The sequence below is a fragment of the Mesorhizobium sp. C264A genome, assembly GCF_040324515.1.
Lineage (GTDB): Bacteria > Pseudomonadota > Alphaproteobacteria > Rhizobiales > Rhizobiaceae > Mesorhizobium.
The window spans coordinates 289946-308603 of sequence record NZ_JAMYVY010000001.1 but is presented as its reverse complement, the minus strand read 5'-3'; the positions used below and the strand labels follow the sequence as shown (position 1 = coordinate 308603).

Here is an 18658-nt window from a genome sequence, read left to right as displayed (position 1 = left end):
GCGCTCCTTCCTATCTTTTGACAAGAATCGGCTTTGGGCAAGCAATCGCCCTTTGCCATTCATAGCACGGGCTTAACTGTTCCAGCCGTTTATTTCCATTCCATGGCAGGCGCAACCGCGTTTGCGATCCCCTGCCGGCCTGCCGGTCGGCGCAACAGGAAGCACATACAATGAAATATAGCCTATTGCATAATGTTGAGCCCTAGCATAGATAGGATGACGCCAACCGATCCATCCAGTGGAAAGCCCTCCATGTCCGAAGCCGACGCAACCTTGGGATCATCCTGGCGATTTGACAGACCGGAGGACAATCCTCCCAGCCTGCGCGAGGTGAACTCCACGATCGCGGTGCCGCAGTCCGGCGTCTGGTTTCGTCGCCTGTTCGCCTTCATGGGACCGGGCTACATGGTCTCGGTCGGCTATATGGATCCGGGCAACTGGGCCACCGACCTCGCCGGCGGCGCCAAGTTCGGCTACACGCTATTGTTCATCATCATGCTGTCCAACCTGATGGCGATCCTGCTGCAGGCGCTTGCCGCCCGGCTTGGCATCGCCACCGGCCGCGACCTCGCCCAGGCCTGCCGCGCCTATTATCCGCGTCCCGTCAGTTTCGTGCTGTGGATCGCCTGCGAACTCGCCATCATCGCCTGCGACCTCGCCGAGGTGATCGGCACGGCGATCGCGCTGCAGCTTCTGTTCGGCATTCCGCTGATCGGCGGCGCGTTGCTGACGGCGCTCGACGCCTTCATCGTGCTGCTCTTGATGAACAAGGGTTTCCGCTATCTCGAAGCCTTCGTCATCGCGCTTCTGATCATCATCTTCGGCTGTTTCGCCATCCAGATCTTTGCCGCTGCCCCTCCGGTCGGCTCGATCCTGCATTCGATGTTCGTGCCGTCGACGGAGATCGTCACCAATCCGGCGATGCTCTACATCGCCATCGGCATCATCGGCGCCACGGTGATGCCGCACAATCTCTACCTGCACTCCTCGATCGTACAGACACGCGCCTATGAACGGACCGAAAAAGGCAAGCGCGACGCCATTAAATGGGCGACGACGGACTCGACCATCGCGCTCGTCCTGGCGCTGTTCGTCAACGCCTCGATCCTGATCGTCTCGGCGGTGGCCTTCCATGGCACCGGCCATCAGGATGTCGCCGAGATCGGCCAGGCCTTCGAGCTCTTGTCGCCACTGCTCGGCCTCGGCATCGCCTCCATCCTGTTTGCGGTGGCGCTGCTGGCCTCCGGCCTCAACTCGACGGTTACGGCAACGCTTGCCGGCCAGATCGTCATGGAAGGCTTTTTGCGCCTGCGCATTCCGCAATGGGCGCGCCGGCTGCTGACGCGCGGCATCGCCATCGTCCCGGTGGTGGTCGTCACCGCGCTCTATGGCGAAAAGGGCACCGGCCAGTTGCTGGTCTTCAGCCAGGTGGTGCTGTCGATGCAGCTGCCCTTCGCGGTCATCCCGCTGGTGCAGTTCGTCTCCGACAAGAAGAAGATGGGCGACCTTGCCATTCCCCGCGGCGTGGCGGCCCTCGCCTGGGTGGTCGCGGCGGTCATCCTGGTGCTCAACTTCAAGCTGCTCTACGACACCGTCTTCGGCGTCGGCTGAGTTTCTTCTTGAGCAGTTCGCCGTTTCGCCGAAACGGCGAACTGCTCTATCTCTTGTTTTGACGCAATTCCGGGCGGAAAGCCGCCTCACACTTTTCCTGGAATTGCTCAAGACGGCGACAAACCGGCGGCTTGCGCTATCTTACCGACCATCATGACAAGTGTCGAAGACGCCAGGAAATTTTACGCGCAGCTGATGGCGGCCAATGCCGGCTCGGCCGATCCGCGCCTCGAAGAGGCGTTCGCCACCGTTCCGCGCGAGGCCTTTCTCGGTCCCGGACCCTGGGCGGTAGTCGCCGGCAGGGCGCTCACCGCCGGCAACGGCAAGATCATGACGCCGAGCGCCGATCCTGTTCACATCTATCAGGACGTGCTGGTGGCGCTCGATGCCGACAAGGGCATCAACAATGGCGAACCCTCCTTGCACGCGATGTGGATCGGCAGGATCGCCCCCAGACCGGACGAGGCCGTCACCCATATCGGCGCCGGCACAGGCTACTACACCGCCTTGCTGGCGCGGCTGGTTGCGCCCGGCCCGGTGACCGCCTTCGAAATGGAGGCCGATCTTGCTGCCAGAGCAACAAAGAATCTCGAAACCTACGGCAATGTAAGCGTCGTCCACGGCGATGCCGTCACCGGCGATCTGCCGCCGTCCGACATCATCTATGTCAATGCCGGTGTCGTCGCACCGCCGGCTGCCTGGCTGAGGGCGCTGAAAGCGGGCGGCCGCATGATCTTTCCCTGGCGCCCGTCCCAGGGCGTCGGCCTGGCCGTAATGGTGACCCGCACCAAACAAGGTTTTGCCTGCGACCCCTTCATGCGCTCGTGGTTCATCCCCTGCGTCGGCGCCTCGGTCGCCGGTTCGGCGGCCAAAATCCCCGACCTCCAGAAGGCCGCGCGCAGCCGTTCGATCTGGCTGACATCAGACAGGGCGCCGGACCGGACCGCCACCGCCATCATCGGCGATGTCTGGTTTTCGTCGCAGGCGCTTGGCGGCGGGCGACGGCGGTAGGTACTCTTGTCGGCCGCAGCGTTTTTTTGCCAACGCCTGTCGGGCGGCCGCCGGCCTGTCCGTCCTTAGATCGAAATCCGGCCCTGACGGCGCGGATCCTGGAAAAGGAAAATCCAATGCGAAAGATCATCGCCGCTACCTTCGTCAGCCTCGACGGCGTCATGCAGGCGCCGGGCGGCCCGGAAGAAGACCCGGTTGGCGGCTTCGAGTTCGGCGGCTGGACGTTCCACTACTTCGACGAGGTGGCGGGCGTGGCCATGGAGGAATTGTTCTCTAAGCCCTTCGCCCTGCTGCTCGGCCGCAGAACCTACGACATCTTCGCCGCTTACTGGCCGTACCAGAAAGATGCCATCGGAGATGCCTTCAACCCTGCGACTAAATATGTGGCGACGCATCGGCCGGATTCGCTCACCTGGGAAAATACGCAATGGCTTGGAGAAGATATCGTCGCGGCGTTGCGCCGCCTCAAGAAGGAAGATGGGCCTGACCTGCTCATCCAGGGTTCGAGCGAGCTGATCCAGACTTTGCTCGCCAACGGGCTGATCGACGAGATCCGGTTGATGATCTTCCCGCTGCTGCTGGGCAAGGGCAAGCGGCTGTTCGATGGTGGTGCGATGCCCGCCGCTTTCAAGCTGGTCAAGTCGCAGGCCACTACCACAGGCGTCATCATGGCGACCTACGAACGCGGGGGTGAGGTCAAGGTCGGGTCGTTCGCTACGCAGAAGCCGTCAGAGGCCGAGCTCGAGCGGCGTAAGAACTGGAAGTAACAGGGACAGGCTTGGCACCTTTCCTCTCCCCCGATCGACGGGGGAGAGGAAATGCAAGTTCTGTCAAGCCGCCACAGCCCGCCGTGCCAACCCACCCCGGATATACCGCGCGAACTCCTGCGCTGCCGGCGCCGTGCCGTACTTCGGCAAATGCAGATTGATGGAAAAATTCGGCAGCGGCGGCAGCCCGGCATCAAAAGCCAGGATGTCAAGATCGGCAGGCACGGTGGAGGCCAGCCAGGCGGTGACGGCAAGGTCGGAGCGCACTGTCGCGGTCGTCGCGTCGATGTTGCCGTTCTCGAACACGGTGCGCCATTCCAGCCCGTGCTCGTTCAGCGCCGACAGCACCACCGGGCGGAAGGCGCAGGTGTCGGCGACGATCGACACCGGCAGCGGCCGCTTGGCGCGGGCGACGCCGCCCTTGGCCCCCACCCAGACCAGCCGGTCAATGGCCAGGCACTCACCGGCCGACGGGCCGACCCGTTCCTCGATGACGGCAAGGTCGATGGTGCCGGCCGCGAGGGCCGCGGCAAGGTCCGGCGAAGCCGCACAGAGCAGTGAAATCTCGACCTGCGGATAGGTCTCGGCATAGGCCTTCAGCACCGGCGCCAGCAAAGTGCCGACAAGGTCATAGGGAACACCGAGCCGCACCTGGCCGGCGACCTCGGTGCCCGCCATCTCGGCCCAGATCTCGTCATTGAGGCCAAGCAACCGTTTGCCCTTGCCGAACAGCCGCTCGCCGGGCCGCGTCAGCCGCAAGCCACGCCGGTCGCGCTCGAACAGGCTGCAGCCGAGCGCTTCTTCCAGCCGCTTGATCTGCTGGCTTACGGCGCCTTGCGTCAGATGCAGCGCGTTCGCCGCCGCCGTCATGCTGGCCTTGTCGGCGACAGTGACGAAGGTGCGGATCAGCGCTGTGTCGAGGTTGCGGATCATGGTTGGCATTATATCTGCTAATGCCAACCATCGCAAACATTGCATTTACTGAAGTATGCGGAAGTCTACCATTGGGCTTTTGATGAAGGACGCCTCATGTTGCAGCCCATCTTTCCGCTCATCCTGTTTGCCTTCGTGGCCACCGCCACGCCCGGCATCGCCACCACCCTGTCGACTGCCTCAGGTGCACAGTTCGGTTTTCGCCGTTCCGTTCCCCTATTGGTCGGCAGCGCCGCCGGTCTCGCCACCGTGACCGCTGCTGCCGCCGCCGGGCTCGCCGGTCTGCTGCTGGCCATGCCTTCGCTGCAACTGGCGATGAAAATCATCGGCTCGCTCTATCTCATCTGGCTGGCAATCAAGATCGGCCGCGCCGGGCCGCCCAATCTCGATGTGGCGATGGCAAAACCCAACAGCTTCTTCGGCGGCGCCGGCATTCAATGGATGAACCCGAAGGGCTGGGCGATGGGACTGGGGGCGGCGGCCTCGTTCGCGGCCCTTGCCGACGGGCCGGGACAACTCGCGCTGCTGCTCGGCTCGACCTTCGGCCTCACTGCAGCCGTCTCGCTGTCGATCTGGTGCGTGGCGGGCATGGTGCTGGCACGGCTGCTCGAGACCGAATGGCAATGGCGCGCGCTCAACATCGTGCTGGCGCTGGTGCTGGCTGCATCGATCATACCGATGTGGCGGGGAGCGTAAACGCAGAGGTCGGCGCCAGTACCCCCACCCGGACCTGCGGTCCGACCTCCCCACAAAGGGGAGGTAGGGGAGCGCGCACTTTACCCTCCCCCTTGTGGGGAGGGCCGCGAACGAAGTGAGCGGGGTGGGGGTCCTGGTTCGCGAAGCGAACCAGCTCTCTCCTCAGACCGCGTAGCGGGCAGCAGGCTTGTCGGCGTGCAGGCTGCCGTAGAAGACTTGCCTTGCGCCGAGGAAGGCGTCGAGCTTGGTCGCATCGGCAAGTGCCGGCACGGTGACGGCTTCGCCCCTGGATAGGCCCACAAGCGCGGCATCGACCATATCGTCGGCGGACATGATGATCTCCTTCGGCAGATTGTCGATATCGCCACCGGCGAGCTCCCAGAAATCGGTGCGGGTCGCGCCCGGCAGCACCGCCTGGACCTTCACATTGGTGCCGGCGACTTCGCGGTGCAGGGCCTCGGTGAAGTTGACGACATAGGCCTTGGTGCCGCTGTAGATGCCGCCGAACGAGGTATCATAGGCGAGCACAGAGGCGATGTTGACGATGGCGCCGCGGTTGCGCGCAAGAAGCCCCGGCAGAACGGCGCGGGTCAGGCGGGTCAAGGCGATGACGTTGACCTTGATCATGCGCTCGGCCTCGTCGGCGTCGGCCGTTGCCACCACGGCCTGGCCACCAATGCCGGCATTGTTGACCAGCAGCGTGACGCTGTCGTCGGCTGCGATCGCCTGCTCGACGCGGCGCACATCATTGTCGTCGGCAAGATCGGCTGATATCACGCTGACCTTGCGCTTGTAAGCATATCGCAGCTTTTCAGCCAGTTCCTCCAGCCGGTCGGCGCGCCGCGCTACCAGCACCAGATCGTAGCCTTGCCCGGCCAGCCGGTCGGCATAGACCGCGCCGATGCCGGCCGATGCGCCGGTGACGACTGCGGTACCCTTGTTGTCCTGTCCACTCATTGTCCTGTTCCTTTTTTCTGCCCGGCGAGACAGGTCGATGAACCCTTGTCCCGCCCTGATCTCCAATTAGTGGCATATACCACTTTCCGGGAAGTAGGCATATACCACCATCTTGTCAACGGAGGCGGCAGAAACTATTTCTGCGACAGGCCGGCAGCGGTTTTGCCGGCAAGGAGTCGTGATGAGCAAGACCGCGCTGCCGGGATTCAGCCTTTGCAACAACGCCACGCTGCGGCGCGCCGCGCGCAAGCTCGGCCGCTTTTATGACGATGTAATCTCGCCTTCGGGTCTGAAGGGCACACAGTACGGCCTGCTCTACCAGATCCATGTCAGCAACGAGCCGGCGATGGGCACGATAGCCGAAGCGATGGTCATGGACCTGTCGGCGCTCGGCCATACGCTGAAGCCGCTGATCCGCGACGGCTATGTCGACACCTTCGCCGACAAGGACGACCGCCGCGTCAAGCGGGTGCGGCTGACGCCGCAAGGCCAGGCCAAGCTCGAGGAGACGACGAAATTGTGGACCATTGCCCAGCAGCGCTTCGAGGCGCTGGTCGGCCAGCAGCGAGCGGCAGATCTGCGCGCTATGCTGGATGAAGTCGCGGCGCTGGAGTACGACGTGCCGGCGGCCGCCCCTTCAAGCTGAAAGAGCGGCCGCCAGTGATTTGCAAAGGTCTATTCCGCCGGCATGGCGACCGGCCGGGCCGCCCAGCGGCCGGCCAGCACCACGCCAAGCCCGATCAGCGGGAAGATGGCGGCGACCAAGCCGAGATCGGCCGGCACGCCGTAGCGCAGCACGGCGCCGCCGACCACAGCACCCAGCGCCACGCCAAGATAGAGCGCCGAAGCGTTGAGCGACAGCACGATCGGGGCGGCGTCGGGCGCCAGCTTGATGATGCGGCTGGCCTGCGCCGGCGGAAATGCCCAGCCGACCATGCCCCACGGCACCATCATGGCCATCAATGCCGGCCCGGCGAGATGCTGCGGCAGGAAGGTCGGGATGACCGAGAGCATCACCAGCATGACGGCGCTCAGCGCCAGCGACCAGCCGACGGTGCGCGTCGCACCAAAACGGTCGGCCGCCTGGCCTCCGGCTATGTTGCCGATGACGGCGCCGACACCGAAGGCGAGCAGCATGCCGGGCAGCGCAATCGGGCTGAGGCCGCCGCTCTGGATGGCCAGCGGCGCGATATAGGAAAACACCGAGAAGGCGCCGATCAGGGCAAGAGCGGTGGTCAGCAGGATCGGCATGACGCCGGGGCGCAGCGCCGCAGCCAGCCGCCGCCTGAGCGGCAGCTTGGTGCCGACAATTCCGCGTGGCAGCCGGTACCAGGATGGCGCCGACCAGCGCGCCGAGCCCGGCAATGGCAAAGAAGGTCCCGCGCCAGCCGGCTATCGTGGCAACCAGCGCGCCGAGCGGTGCACCCAGCGCAACCGCCACCGTGGTTCCGCCGACGACGACTGCAATGGCCCGCGCCCGGTGGTGGTCATCGACCAGCGCCACCGCCGTGCCTTGAGCGGTCGCGGCAAACAGGCCTGACGACAGCGCCATGATGATGCGGGCAATGAGCAGCAGCTCGAAGGACGAGCTCAGCGCCGCCACCACATTGCCGATGACGAAGAACGCCAGCGTCCACAAGATGACGCGGCGCCGGTCCCATTCGCCGGTCAGCGTTGCCAGGATCGGCGTGCCGATGGCGTAAGCCAGCGCGAAGGCGGTGATCAGCGTGCCGGCGAGCGGAATGGAAATGCGGGCGTCGGTGGCGATATCAGGCAGCAGGCTGGAGATGACGAAGCCTTCGGTCGAGATCGTGAACGATCCGAGCGCAAGCCAGAAGAGGCGCTTGTCCATAGGGCGTGTCCTTAGTTCAAAACTTATTGAACAATTGGACATAACAGGACATGATGTCAATGAAGCCAGGTGAAAATAGCTGAAGCCTGCTGACAGCCCTGTGTCAGGACAGCCATTGGGCCAATCGCGAAACGGACTGTGCATGCCCGCGAAAGATCGACGCGTTGAAATCGCCACCGACTGTGCTTAGTTTCGGGCCATGACTTTGCCGCACCCCAATACAGACCAGATCAGCCTGCCGGTTGTGCTCGGCGTGCTTGGCGACCCGACCCGGCTCGCCATCGTGCGCTATCTCGCCAGCAAGGAAGGCGTGCCGCTGAACTGCAGCCGGTTCCTCGACCTCGGCTCCAAGACCAATCTCAGCTATCACCTGGCCAAACTGCGCGAGGCCGGCGTCACCCGCGCCGAAGTGGCCGGCACCAACCGGATGATCACGCTGCGCCGCGCCGACCTCGACGCCCGCTTCCCCGGCCTGCTCGACAGCGTGATTGCGGCGGCCGGAGATGACCCGGCTCTACCCATCGTCGGCGGCCACGACATCGAAATGCCGGCGTAGCTGGTGCCGAAGTCAGGCCGCTCCTAGCGCTGCCAAAAACCGATATGCGGGGCGAGGAGTTCCTCGTCCATCTCGGGGAAAGGGCCGTGGACCTCGACCGGCTTCTGCCCGGAGCCGAGGACTGTGCGCGACGAGAGGTTCATCGTCGGGTTCTCTGCGTGATTGCCGGTCAGCGCGAGAAGCTTGGTTTCCTCGAAGCCGTAGACCAGCCGGCCGATATTCGCCCAGTACAGCGTTCCCGTGCACATCGCACAGGGCTCGCCGGTTGTGACCAGCGTGCAGGACCAGAGGAAATCCGGCGGATAGGCGTCCGCGGCACGCCGGGAGAGCTCGGTTTCGGCGTGGCGCACGGTGTTGATGTTGCCTTGCCGCATCAGGATGCGATCGTCGGGGCCGACGAGCACGCAGCCGAAAGGATGGTGCCCGTGCGCGGCAGTTTCGCGCGCGACATCATTGGCGGCGCGAAGGTGAGCAACCATCTGGTCGCGAGTCATCGCCTGTCTTCCCCCGGATGAACTTCGGAACGGCGTGGACGCTAGCAGATGGAGTGCTTCCGCGATAGCCAAGGTCGGCTCCCGTCTGTCTCCAACGGGCAGAAGGGCTTGATAATGAAGGCAGCGGCTTGATAGGAAGCCGGGCCGCAAGCCTCAACGGGCTGCACCAAGGGAGCCCTCGCATGCGCATTGCCGTTCTCGCCGATATCCATGGCAATGTGCTGGCGCTAGATGCCGTCCTCGCCGATCTCGAGAGACGCGGCGGCGCCGATCTCACCGTCAACCTGGGCGATTGCGTCTCCGGCCCACTGTGGCCGCGCGAGACGTTCGAGCGGCTCGAAGCGCTCGACCTGCCGACGGTGCGCGGCAACCATGACCGCCGCGTCGCCGTCGATCCGGCCGACGATACGATGTGGGCTTCTGACCGGTACGCCCAGGAGCGGCTGACGGAGACGCAGCGCGAAGCCCTGCTCGCCCTGCCCTTCACGCTGGAGATTGTTCCCGGCGTGGTCGCTTTCCATGCGCGGCCCGACCATGACGAGAAATACCTGCTCGACGCGATCGTCGATGGCCAACTGGTGCGCGCGCCGCTTGCCGCTATTCAGCGGCGGTTGCAGGCGCTGGACCCGGCCTGCCGCGTCGTGCTGTGCGGCCACAGCCACCGCGCGGAACTGGTCCGTATCCCCGGCGGCCCCTTGCTCTTCAATCCCGGCAGCGTCGGCGCCCCCGCCTATGACGACGACACGCCCCCGGCGCACGTTTCGGAGCAAGGCAGCCCGCATGCGCGCTACGGCATCCTCACCTTGGATGGCGATGGTCCAGACCGTTTCGAGACCATCGCCGTCGACTACGACCACGAAGCGGCGGCGAGACAGGCCGCACAGGCGGGCCGACCGGAATGGGCGCATGCGCTGAGGACCGGCTTCATGCCCAAACCCTCTTGGCAAGGCTCCGCTTGACCGCACGGCTGCGCCCTGCTTCCGCCTCGCGGCACCAAACATCGGACGCATTTTCAGACTTACATGGCCGCGTATCGTCCCTTATAAAACCGCCTTGGCATACGGCAGGACTGCTGCCGCAAGGGTAATCGGCGCACGGCCAAATGATGAGGCGCACAATCCGAACCATTTTGCATCGACTGACTGGCGCTCCGCTCCTGCGGGCAGCCCGGTTGTTGGCGGGTCCGTTGGTGGTGGGCCCGTTGTTGGTGAGCTTGCCGGCCAATGCCGAGGACGCGCCTGCCGACATCGTTTCCATAGTGACCGAGCTCGGCCCAGGCGATCTCCTCAACATCCGCGCCACGCCGTCGCCGGTCGGCAGAACCCAGGCGCGCCTGCCGATCGGCTCGAGCGTCAGGAATTTCGGCTGCAACGAAGTGGACGGCCACCGCTGGTGCAAGGTCGAGGAGATCGACAATCCACTGGTCAAAGGCTGGGCGCCCGCGCGCTATCTTATCCCCGACAATCCGACCGTGGTCGAAGTAGACGCCGCGCCGCCCCAGGTGACCGCCAGCGCTGAAGCCGGCGGCCCGACGCTCGCGCCCGACATGTCGACGCAGCCGGCCGACGTGGCCGCAGCGCCCCGGACGACTGCACCCGCCGCCTCTGCCGCTCCGGCTGCACCCACTCAGGCTCCACCCACCCCGGCTGCACCCGCGCCGGCTCCACTCGACCTGACGGAGCGCCTTGGCGGCACGAATCCAGGCGCGCCGAAGTCCGCCGCCGAGATCGGCAGGACCGCCATGCAGGATGCTTACGGCCTTGCCTTCGCAGCGAATGAAAGTCCGCCGACGGATGAAATCCCTGCCACAGAGGCTCCGGCAACGGAGGCCACAGGGACGCCGGAACTCGCCGCCGCCGCGTCTGCGGGAGCAGCGCCGGATACAGCGTCCGCGCCGGGGGTACCATCCCCGACGCCACGGCCAGACCAGGCCAAAGCTGCGACCGCTACGCAAACCGTTGCACGGCTGGAACCCCCGCCCGCCCCCGGCGCCACCGCCGACATCCCCTGCGCGCGCTATGTCGGCCAGCCGATGACCCGCTGCGCCGTCAACATCGTCCACAAGGGCACTGACAAGGCCGATATCACCGTGACCTGGCCCGACGGCGGCACGCGCGTCATCTCCTTCTCTGCCGGGATGCCGGCCAACTCGGATTCGCCCAGCGAGTTCCGCTTCACAAGGGAAGGCGCCCTCAACATGATCCGCGTCGGGGTATCAGAGCGGTTTGAGATTACGGATCAGCTCGCGCTGGGGGATTAGGTGTCAGGCAGTAGGGAATGGGCAATAGGCGCCTTAACCTCGCTCTGCCTAATCCCCACTGCCTGATCCCTACTGCCTAATCCCTACTGCCTAGCCTCATTTTCGGGGTTACATCTCCCAAAACTCTTCCCTATAAGGCCCTCCTAGCCTGATACCAGAATCGCAAGCACAACCGGCCGGGTCTTCCCGTCCCGGTTTTTCGTGCAAGCCGCTCGCCGAACGGAACTCACAACGATGCCAAGACGCACCGACATCAAGTCGATCCTGATCATCGGGGCCGGCCCCATCGTCATCGGCCAGGCCTGCGAGTTCGACTATTCCGGCACACAGGCCTGCAAGGCGCTGAAGGAAGAGGGCTTTCGCGTCATCCTGGTCAATTCCAACCCGGCCACCATCATGACCGACCCGGAACTGGCCGACGCCACCTATATCGAGCCGATCACGCCTGAAGTCGTCGCCAAGATCATCGCCAAGGAGCGGCCCGACGCGCTGCTGCCGACCATGGGCGGCCAGACCGCGCTCAACACCGCTCTGTCGCTGCGCCGCATGGGCGTGCTCGAGCGCTACAATGTCGAGATGATCGGCGCCGACGCCACGGCGATCGACAAGGCTGAGGACCGGGCGCTGTTTCGCGAGGCGATGAAGAAGATCGGCCTCGAAACGCCGAAGTCGATGCTGGCCAATGCCACCGATGTCAAGAATGCCGACCGCAAGACGCACGAGGCCGAGCGCGCCGCCGTCAAGGCCGAGGCGCCCGCCGACCTCGACGCCGCGCTCGACGCGCTGGAAACCCGCTGGAATCTCGGCGAAGGCGACCGCAAGCAGCGCTACATCAGCCATGGCATGGCGATCGCCGCGCAGGCGCTCGACCATGTCGGCCTGCCCGCCATCATCCGCCCGTCCTTCACCATGGGCGGCACCGGCGGCGGCATCGCCTACAACCGCGCCGAATTCTACGACATCGTCCAGTCCGGCCTCGACGCCTCGCCGACCACCGAAGTCCTGATCGAGGAAAGCGTGCTCGGCTGGAAGGAGTATGAGATGGAGGTCGTCCGCGACAAGGCGGACAATTGCATCATCGTCTGCTCGATCGAGAACATCGACCCGATGGGCGTGCATACGGGCGACTCGATCACCGTCGCCCCCGCGCTGACCTTGACCGACAAGGAATACCAGATGATGCGCAACGCCTCGATCGCGGTGCTGCGCGAGATCGGCGTCGAGACCGGCGGCTCCAACGTGCAGTTCGCCGTCAATCCGGCCGATGGCCGCCTCGTCGTCATCGAGATGAACCCGCGCGTCTCGCGCAGTTCCGCCTTGGCTTCGAAGGCGACCGGCTTCCCCATCGCCAAGATCGCGGCAAAACTCGCCGTCGGCTACACGCTGGACGAGCTGGAGAACGACATCACCGGCGGCGCCACGCCCGCCTCCTTCGAGCCGAGCATCGATTACGTCGTCACCAAAATCCCGCGCTTTGCCTTCGAGAAATTCCCCGGCGCCGAGCCGGTGCTGACCACCGCCATGAAGTCTGTCGGTGAAGTCATGGCCATCGGCCGCACCTTCCAGGAGTCCCTGCAGAAGGCTTTGCGTGGACTGGAAACCGGCCTCACCGGCCTAGACGAGATCGAGATCCCCGGCCTCGGCCACGGTGCCGTGGCTGCCAACCACGCCGACGACCGCAACGCCATCCGCGCCGCGCTCGGCACGCCGACGCCCGACCGGCTGCGCATGGTGGCGCAGGCGATCCGCATGGGCACCTCGCTGGAAGACGTGCACGCCATGTGCAAGATCGACCCGTGGTTCCTCGAACAGATCGCCGGCATCGTTTCCATGGAAGCCCGCATCCGCGAGCACGGCATTCCGCAAGACGCCGTCAATCTGCGCATGCTGAAGGCGATGGGCTTCTCCGATGCCCGCCTCGCCTCGCTGACGAAGACCGACGCCGAAGTGATTGCGAAGATTCGTGAAAAGCTCGACGTTCATCCGGTTTATAAGCGCATCGACACGTGCGCGGCCGAGTTCGCCTCGCCCACCGCCTACATGTACTCGACCTACGAAGTGCCTTTCGCCAGCGCGCTGGCCAATGAGGCGCAAGTGTCATCGCGGAAAAAAGTCGTCATCCTCGGCGGCGGTCCCAACCGCATCGGCCAGGGCATCGAGTTCGACTATTGCTGCTGCCACGCCGCCTTCGCGCTGCGCGACGCCGGCTATGAAGCGATCATGATCAACTGCAACCCCGAGACGGTCTCGACCGACTACGACACCTCGGACCGGCTGTACTTCGAGCCGCTGACGGCCGAAGACGTGCTGGAGATCCTGCGCGCCGAACAGGCCTCGGGCGAACTGGTCGGCGTCATCGTCCAGTTCGGCGGCCAGACGCCGCTGAAGCTTGCCGACGCGCTGGAGAAGGCCGGCATCCCGATCCTGGGCACCTCGCCGGACATGATCGATCTCGCCGAAGACCGCGACCGCTTCCAGAAGCTGCTGCACAAGCTCAACCTTAGCCAGCCGAAGAACGGCATCGCCTATTCGGTCGAGCAGGCCCGCCTTGTCGCCGGCGAGCTCGGCTTTCCCTTGGTGGTGCGCCCGTCCTATGTGCTCGGCGGCCGCGCCATGCAGATCATCCATGACGAGGGCATGCTGCAGAGCTACCTGCTCGACACCGTGCCCGGCCTGGTGCCGGAGGACATCAAGCAGAAATACCCCAACGACAAGACCGGCCAGATCAACACGCTGCTGGGCAAGAACCCGCTGCTGTTCGACACCTATCTCTCGGGCGCCATCGAGGTCGATGTCGACTGCCTCTGCGACGGCACGTCGACCTTTGTGTCGGGCATTCTCGAACACATCGAAGAGGCCGGCATCCACTCCGGCGACAGCGCCTGCTCGCTCCCCGTTCACTCGCTGGCTTCCGAACTGGTCGACGAGTTGGAGCGCCAGACGGCGGCGCTTGCCCGCGCGCTCAATGTCGGCGGGTTGATGAACGTGCAGTATGCGATCAAGGACGGCACGGTCTATGTGCTGGAGGTCAATCCGCGCGCATCGCGCACCGTGCCCTTCGTCGCAAAAACCATCGGGCGGCCCATTGCCAAGATCGCCGCCCGCATCATGGCCGGCGAGAAACTGGAAGACGCCTTCGCCCATTACGGCGCCATGCCCGACCCGCGCAACCCCGGCCACATCGCGGTCAAGGAAGCCGTCTTCCCCTTCGCCCGCTTCCCCGGCGTCGACATCCTGCTCGGCCCGGAAATGCGCTCGACCGGCGAGGTCATGGGCCTCGACCGCGACTTTGCGCTCGCCTTCGCCAAGAGCCAGCTCGGCGCCGGCGTCGACCTGCCGCGCTCCGGCACGCTGTTCGTCTCGGTGCGCGACGAGGACAAGGCCGGCATCCTGCCGGCGGTGAAACGTCTCGCCGGCCAGGGCTTCAAGGTGCTCGCGACATCCGGCACCGCCCGCTTCCTCGCCGAAAATGGCGTCGACGCCCAGAAGATCAACAAGGTGCTGGAAGGCCGTCCCCACATCGAAGACGCCATCCGCAACCGCCAGGTCCAGATCGTCTTCAACACGACGGACGGCCAGAAGGCGGTGTCGGACTCGAAATCGCTGCGCCGCGCCACGCTGATGCAGAAGGTGCCGTATTACACCACGCTGTCGGGGGCGGCGGCTGTGGCGGAGGCGATTGCAGCGCTAAAGGCAGGGAGCCTGGAGGTCAGGCCGCTGCAGGAGTATTTTGCCTGAGGGATTGTAACCAGCGATATTGAGCGATTTAGGCACTGCACGCCTAAATATACTATAAACCGGACATCAGTTTCGGATCATCTTTGTCGCGATTTTCGCCTACCCATTCCATACAAGAACTCAAGCATAGACGCGCTAATTGTTCGGCACGTGCGGAATTGTTACTCCAATCCGTTCCAATTCTTTCATTGCTACCATGCATAGTACGGCTTCGTCCGTACCCATAAATCACCGACACTGCGCTCTTTAATGTCGTTCCGTCAGAAAACACCCGGGCGTCGCCTTTCAAGCCAAGACGGGCGCTAAATAGGCAAAGAATTCCATTCTCACCTCCGCCACAGGCAAGAGCGTCCATAGCCGCCGCGAATTTTACGATAGCAATGAGCGGTGAACGATCTCGGCAACCTTCGTGAAACCAGAGAATGGCGTGGAATAAAGCGCGAACTAGATTTGCACGCGGTACATCTGTGAGAGATAGGTTGTAGCCTATTATCTCTTGGGCGGTGGAAAAGTAATTCTCCCTTTCTTCGACCAAAGACCCCCATTTTTCTTCGCTGAAATTGCCATCAACCGTCAGATGAATTTTCGTACGGCTCGCAAGGATATGGCCTTCATGAAACGCCATCGCGGTTTGGAAATGAACTGTTCGATCGTAGGCAAGATTAAAGCCATCAAGCCGCTTGGAGGGTGTTTGCCACAAAAGCGCGATTGAGGTGAGGGCCAGCCGCGCAGCGATAAGTGCCTTCTCGCGCCCTAAACCTAGGCTATATCCATCTGTTGTGATGCTGCATACATATGGACAGTCGCTAATCGCATCGAGGACATCGCTTTCACCCATACTCTCGAAACTGCTTTTTCGAGCTCTGATCTTGCTTCCAGACCAAACCTTTTTAGTACGCCGATAGGTAGTCAGACTTATATCGCCCTCAGCCCTCTTTCTCTCTAGCCATCTCATGCGTGTCTCGAAACGCACTGCACCTATCGCAAAATCGGGGATCAACAACCTGCTGAACAGTGTGCAGCCAAAGCAATGTTCATATCTCAGTTTTTCGCGATTGATGGACTGTTCAACGAATAGTCTCACGTTGGAAAGTGCCGTCTTGGCATTTTCGGAGATACCGTGATCGAGGTCTATTGCAGCTAGTGCAGGCCCAAAGGCTCTTCGAACGATTGAACGCAATTCCGAAGTTCCGATACGCTTTCCCAATTCACTATCACTCGAATGTATCTGCAACGACACCAGATCGATTAAATCATCGATCTTCTTGGAGACGTACAGTGTCCGCTCCCCATCTACGGCGATCATCCGTGGAAGAGGAAAATCGTCATCCTCCCTCCACGGAGGAGCAGCTGCGCTTTGAATTCGCGTCAGCTCCACAATAATATCGGAGACTAGCTGTTTTAACTTCATGACACTCCTCGCCACTGTTTTAAATACAGCATCCTCATGGAACCGGGGAAAATCTCATGCGAAATAGATGTCCAACTCTCACGCCACCGCCACACACTCGATCTCGATATCGAATTCCATCGGCCATGACGCCACCGGCACGAAACTGCGCGCCGGCGGGTTGACGCTGAAGTATCTGGCATAGATCCGGTTGATGGCGTTGTAGAAGCCGGAATTGACGGCGTAGATGCGCACCATCACCACATTGTCCAGCGAGGTTCCCGCGGCTTCCAGGCAGTGTTTCAGCGCCTTCAGCGACGCCTCGGTCTGCGTTTCGATGTCACCGCGCACCATCTCGCCGGTCGCCATGTCGACCGGCGGCGTCGCCGAGATGAACACGAAGCCGTTGGCCCTTACCGCCGTCGAGCAGGGCAGCCCGAGCGCCCGCACCTTGGCCGACATGACGGGCACTTCGATGACTTCTTTTTCATGGTGATCTTCCCCTTGTTTGCCAAGCTGGCGCCAAGGCCCCCTCACCCAGCCTCCGCTTCGCTCGGCTGACCGTTCCGGGGCGAGCCACGTGTCTCGCCCGTCCTTCAGACCCCCGAGGGGAGAGGAGCCGGTCAGCGCCAGCGCTTCCCTCTTCTCCCCAGCGGGGAGAAGGTGGCCGCGAAGCGGTCGGATGAGGGGGCCGGCGCCACCTTTAATCGTGAGGAACTTATCCTGTCGCCCAGCGAACACCAGCGCCGAAGCATGGTCCAGCGCTCACCCCTGCCCCGGATACGGCGTGCCGTCCTTGTGCAGGAACCTGCCGTCCGAACTCGGGCTCATCATGTCGATGTCGGAGCAGGTTATGACATCGTCGGGAGAGCGCGAGCCGACTTCGAGGTAGCGCGCTGTCGTCGACGAGCGGTTGATCATGTGGTGGCCGTTGCCGCTGTTCTTGGCAAAGGTCGCGCAATCGCCGGCCTTGAGCAGCGTCTCGCCGCCATCCTCGACCAGCACCAGTTCGCCTTCCAGCACATAGACGACCTCGTCCTCATGGCTGTGCCAGTGGCGCTGGCTCGACCAGCCGCCTGATGGCAATGTCATCAGGTTGACGCCGAAATCGGTGAGGCCGCCGGCATCGCCGAGGCGGTGGCGTGTGCGCTCGGCGCAAGGGGCGTCGAAGGGTGCGGGGTAGCCGGAGCCCTTGCGGACAGGCACGGTGGACAGGTCGATCTTCGGCATGGGAGCTCCATTGAATTGGTGGCGGCAATGTATGTCACTGCCGTCGCAGCCACAGAGCCACTTTGCCGCAATGCCTTGCCAACGGCAGGCATCGCCGTCGCACTCTACGGCGCCCCCCTCTCTCCTGCCGGACATCTCCCCCACAAGGAGGGAGATTGGCTGTCGCCTCAGCCTTCGCCAATTTTCACCGTCGCAAGAAAAGCACGGCGCCGACGCTGCTGATCTCCCCACTCGTGGGGAAGATGTCCGGCAGGACAGAGGAGGGCGGCGTAGAATGCCATTGCTGGCCAGTCACTGCCCTCAACCCTGATGCGCGGCCGCGAGTTCCTTCACGTGCTTCTCGTGCATCTGCAGCGTCGGCAGCGTTTTCTTGGCGAATTCCTTCATCGCCGGGTCGTCGCCCGAGTTGGCATAGCTGCTGAAAAGGGCTACGGCCTCCTTGTGCGCGTCCGTCTGCATCTGGATGTACTTGGCGTCAAAATCCTTGCCGCTTGCGCTCTTCAACTCGTCGAGCATTGCCTGCTCCTTCGGCTGCAGGGCCGGCCCCGCGGCTTTGGTCGAACCGGTGGTCTGGCCCTGGCTCAGCGCCGCCTTGAACTCCTTGCCGGCTTTGGTGTGGTCCTTGACCATCTGCTTGGCGAATTTCCTGACGTCAGCCGCCTTGGATTTTTCCTCGGCGAGCTTGCTCGACTGGATTTCGAATTCGTTGGAGCTAGGCACCGTCTTGACGAAGGTTGGGGTATCGACCTTGCTGGCGGCCATGGCAGGCGCGACCGCAGTCGAGTTGGCCGCAAAGGCGGCAGGGGCACCGGCGAACAAGGCGACGGCGGCAATGGTGAGAAGCGTTTTCATCTGAGTTCTCCGATTTGAAAATTTCCCTCGGCTAATCAAACGCGGCATTGGCGGCAGGGTTGCGTCCGGAGAACTATTCGTCAGCGACCATCTGCCGAAGAGCCGTCCCGAGCCCCTGGCGGACAAACCTCAGGACAGCACGCCTCGCCATATTGCAGCTGTTCGGTCCAGTTCGGCCGACCTCAGGCGTGACATCCATAAGGTTCCACAGGATCTCGCACGCGCCGATGGCGCGCGGATCCTGGTCCTGATGGACGGCGCGGCATTGGGAACCGGTTGCTTTTCCCGCATTGGGTCCGCAGGCTAGGCTT

At 63.4% G+C, this 18658-nt stretch carries 16 protein-coding genes and 1 pseudogene; 9 read left to right on the top strand and 8 right to left on the bottom strand.

Annotated elements, in window-relative coordinates; genetic code table 11:
- The first annotated feature begins 252 nt into the window (after positions 1–252).
- The 3 genes from NKL04_RS01595 (at position 253) to NKL04_RS01585 (ending at position 3389) form a co-directional block, all read left to right on the top strand.
- Positions 253–1611 carry an Nramp family divalent metal transporter gene (locus NKL04_RS01595; RefSeq protein ID WP_352723167.1) on the top strand — a complete coding sequence of 453 codons (1359 nt, stop codon included), beginning with the start codon at positions 253–255 and terminating at the stop codon, positions 1609–1611.
- Positions 1612–1764: 153 nt separating this feature from the next.
- Entirely contained in the window at positions 1765–2622 is an 858-nt protein-coding gene (locus NKL04_RS01590; protein ID WP_023691523.1) for a protein-L-isoaspartate O-methyltransferase family protein, read from the top strand.
- 116 nt (positions 2623–2738) lie between these two features.
- Positions 2739–3389, top strand: a complete 651-nt coding sequence (locus NKL04_RS01585; protein WP_023731609.1) for a dihydrofolate reductase family protein — start codon at positions 2739–2741, stop codon at positions 3387–3389.
- A gap of 63 nt (positions 3390–3452) precedes the next feature.
- Here NKL04_RS01585 and NKL04_RS01580 read toward each other — a convergent pair whose 3' ends face one another.
- Positions 3453–4331 carry a LysR family transcriptional regulator gene (locus NKL04_RS01580; RefSeq protein WP_373420136.1) on the bottom strand — a complete coding sequence of 293 codons (879 nt, stop codon included), beginning with the start codon at positions 4329–4331 and terminating at the stop codon, positions 3453–3455.
- A gap of 87 nt (positions 4332–4418) precedes the next feature.
- Between NKL04_RS01580 and NKL04_RS01575 the strand changes: the two genes are divergently transcribed.
- Complete coding sequence (locus NKL04_RS01575) at positions 4419–5018, top strand: LysE family translocator (RefSeq protein ID WP_023701154.1); 600 nt, start codon at positions 4419–4421, stop codon at positions 5016–5018.
- Positions 5019–5180: 162 nt separating this feature from the next.
- On the opposite strand, the gene NKL04_RS01570 is transcribed toward NKL04_RS01575, so the two are convergent.
- The gene (locus tag NKL04_RS01570) at positions 5181–5975 is read right to left on the bottom strand and encodes an SDR family NAD(P)-dependent oxidoreductase (RefSeq protein ID WP_023689743.1); all 795 of its coding nucleotides are present in this window, start codon (positions 5973–5975) and stop codon (positions 5181–5183) included.
- A 181-nt stretch (positions 5976–6156) separates the two neighbouring features.
- Between NKL04_RS01570 and NKL04_RS01565 the strand changes: the two genes are divergently transcribed.
- Complete coding sequence (locus tag NKL04_RS01565; RefSeq protein WP_023689742.1) at positions 6157–6621, top strand: MarR family winged helix-turn-helix transcriptional regulator; 465 nt, start codon at positions 6157–6159, stop codon at positions 6619–6621.
- Positions 6622–6650: 29 nt separating this feature from the next.
- Here the strand turns inward: NKL04_RS01565 and NKL04_RS01560 are convergent.
- Positions 6651–7827 (bottom strand): annotated as a pseudogene (locus NKL04_RS01560) (MFS transporter).
- A 199-nt stretch (positions 7828–8026) separates the two neighbouring features.
- Here NKL04_RS01560 and NKL04_RS01555 point away from each other — a divergent pair.
- A complete protein-coding gene (locus NKL04_RS01555; protein WP_023683780.1) occupies positions 8027–8383 on the top strand; it encodes an ArsR/SmtB family transcription factor in 357 nt (118 codons plus the stop codon).
- Positions 8384–8406: 23 nt separating this feature from the next.
- Here NKL04_RS01555 and NKL04_RS01550 read toward each other — a convergent pair whose 3' ends face one another.
- Positions 8407–8949: a nucleoside deaminase gene (locus NKL04_RS01550; protein WP_245271403.1), complete on the bottom strand. Its 543-nt coding sequence runs from the start codon at positions 8947–8949 to the stop codon at positions 8407–8409.
- 110 nt (positions 8950–9059) lie between these two features.
- Between NKL04_RS01550 and NKL04_RS01545 the strand changes: the two genes are divergently transcribed.
- The 3 genes from NKL04_RS01545 (at position 9060) to carB (ending at position 14875) form a co-directional block, all read left to right on the top strand.
- The gene (locus tag NKL04_RS01545) at positions 9060–9836 is read left to right on the top strand and encodes a metallophosphoesterase family protein (RefSeq protein WP_023701156.1); all 777 of its coding nucleotides are present in this window, start codon (positions 9060–9062) and stop codon (positions 9834–9836) included.
- Between the two features lie 248 nt (positions 9837–10084).
- Positions 10085–11137, top strand: coding sequence for an SH3 domain-containing protein (locus tag NKL04_RS01540; RefSeq protein ID WP_245275012.1), 1053 nt, complete (start codon positions 10085–10087; stop codon positions 11135–11137).
- Between the two features lie 234 nt (positions 11138–11371).
- Positions 11372–14875, top strand: a complete 3504-nt coding sequence (carB, locus tag NKL04_RS01535; protein WP_023701158.1) for a carbamoyl-phosphate synthase large subunit — start codon at positions 11372–11374, stop codon at positions 14873–14875.
- Positions 14876–14927: 52 nt separating this feature from the next.
- Here carB and NKL04_RS01530 read toward each other — a convergent pair whose 3' ends face one another.
- The 4 genes from NKL04_RS01530 to NKL04_RS01515 all read right to left on the bottom strand — a co-directional run bounded on the left by NKL04_RS01530 (position 14928) and on the right by NKL04_RS01515 (position 18347).
- Positions 14928–16286 (bottom strand): hypothetical protein, encoded by a 1359-nt coding sequence (locus NKL04_RS01530; protein WP_023701159.1) that lies wholly within the window; start codon positions 16284–16286, stop codon positions 14928–14930.
- Between the two features lie 78 nt (positions 16287–16364).
- Positions 16365–16727: a Rid family hydrolase gene (locus NKL04_RS01525; protein ID WP_352724008.1), complete on the bottom strand. Its 363-nt coding sequence runs from the start codon at positions 16725–16727 to the stop codon at positions 16365–16367.
- A 303-nt stretch (positions 16728–17030) separates the two neighbouring features.
- Positions 17031–17495, bottom strand: a complete 465-nt coding sequence (locus NKL04_RS01520) for a cupin domain-containing protein (protein ID WP_023701161.1) — start codon at positions 17493–17495, stop codon at positions 17031–17033.
- Positions 17496–17795: 300 nt separating this feature from the next.
- A complete protein-coding gene (locus NKL04_RS01515; RefSeq protein ID WP_023672417.1) occupies positions 17796–18347 on the bottom strand; it encodes a DUF4142 domain-containing protein in 552 nt (183 codons plus the stop codon).
- Positions 18348–18658 lie beyond the last annotated feature (311 nt).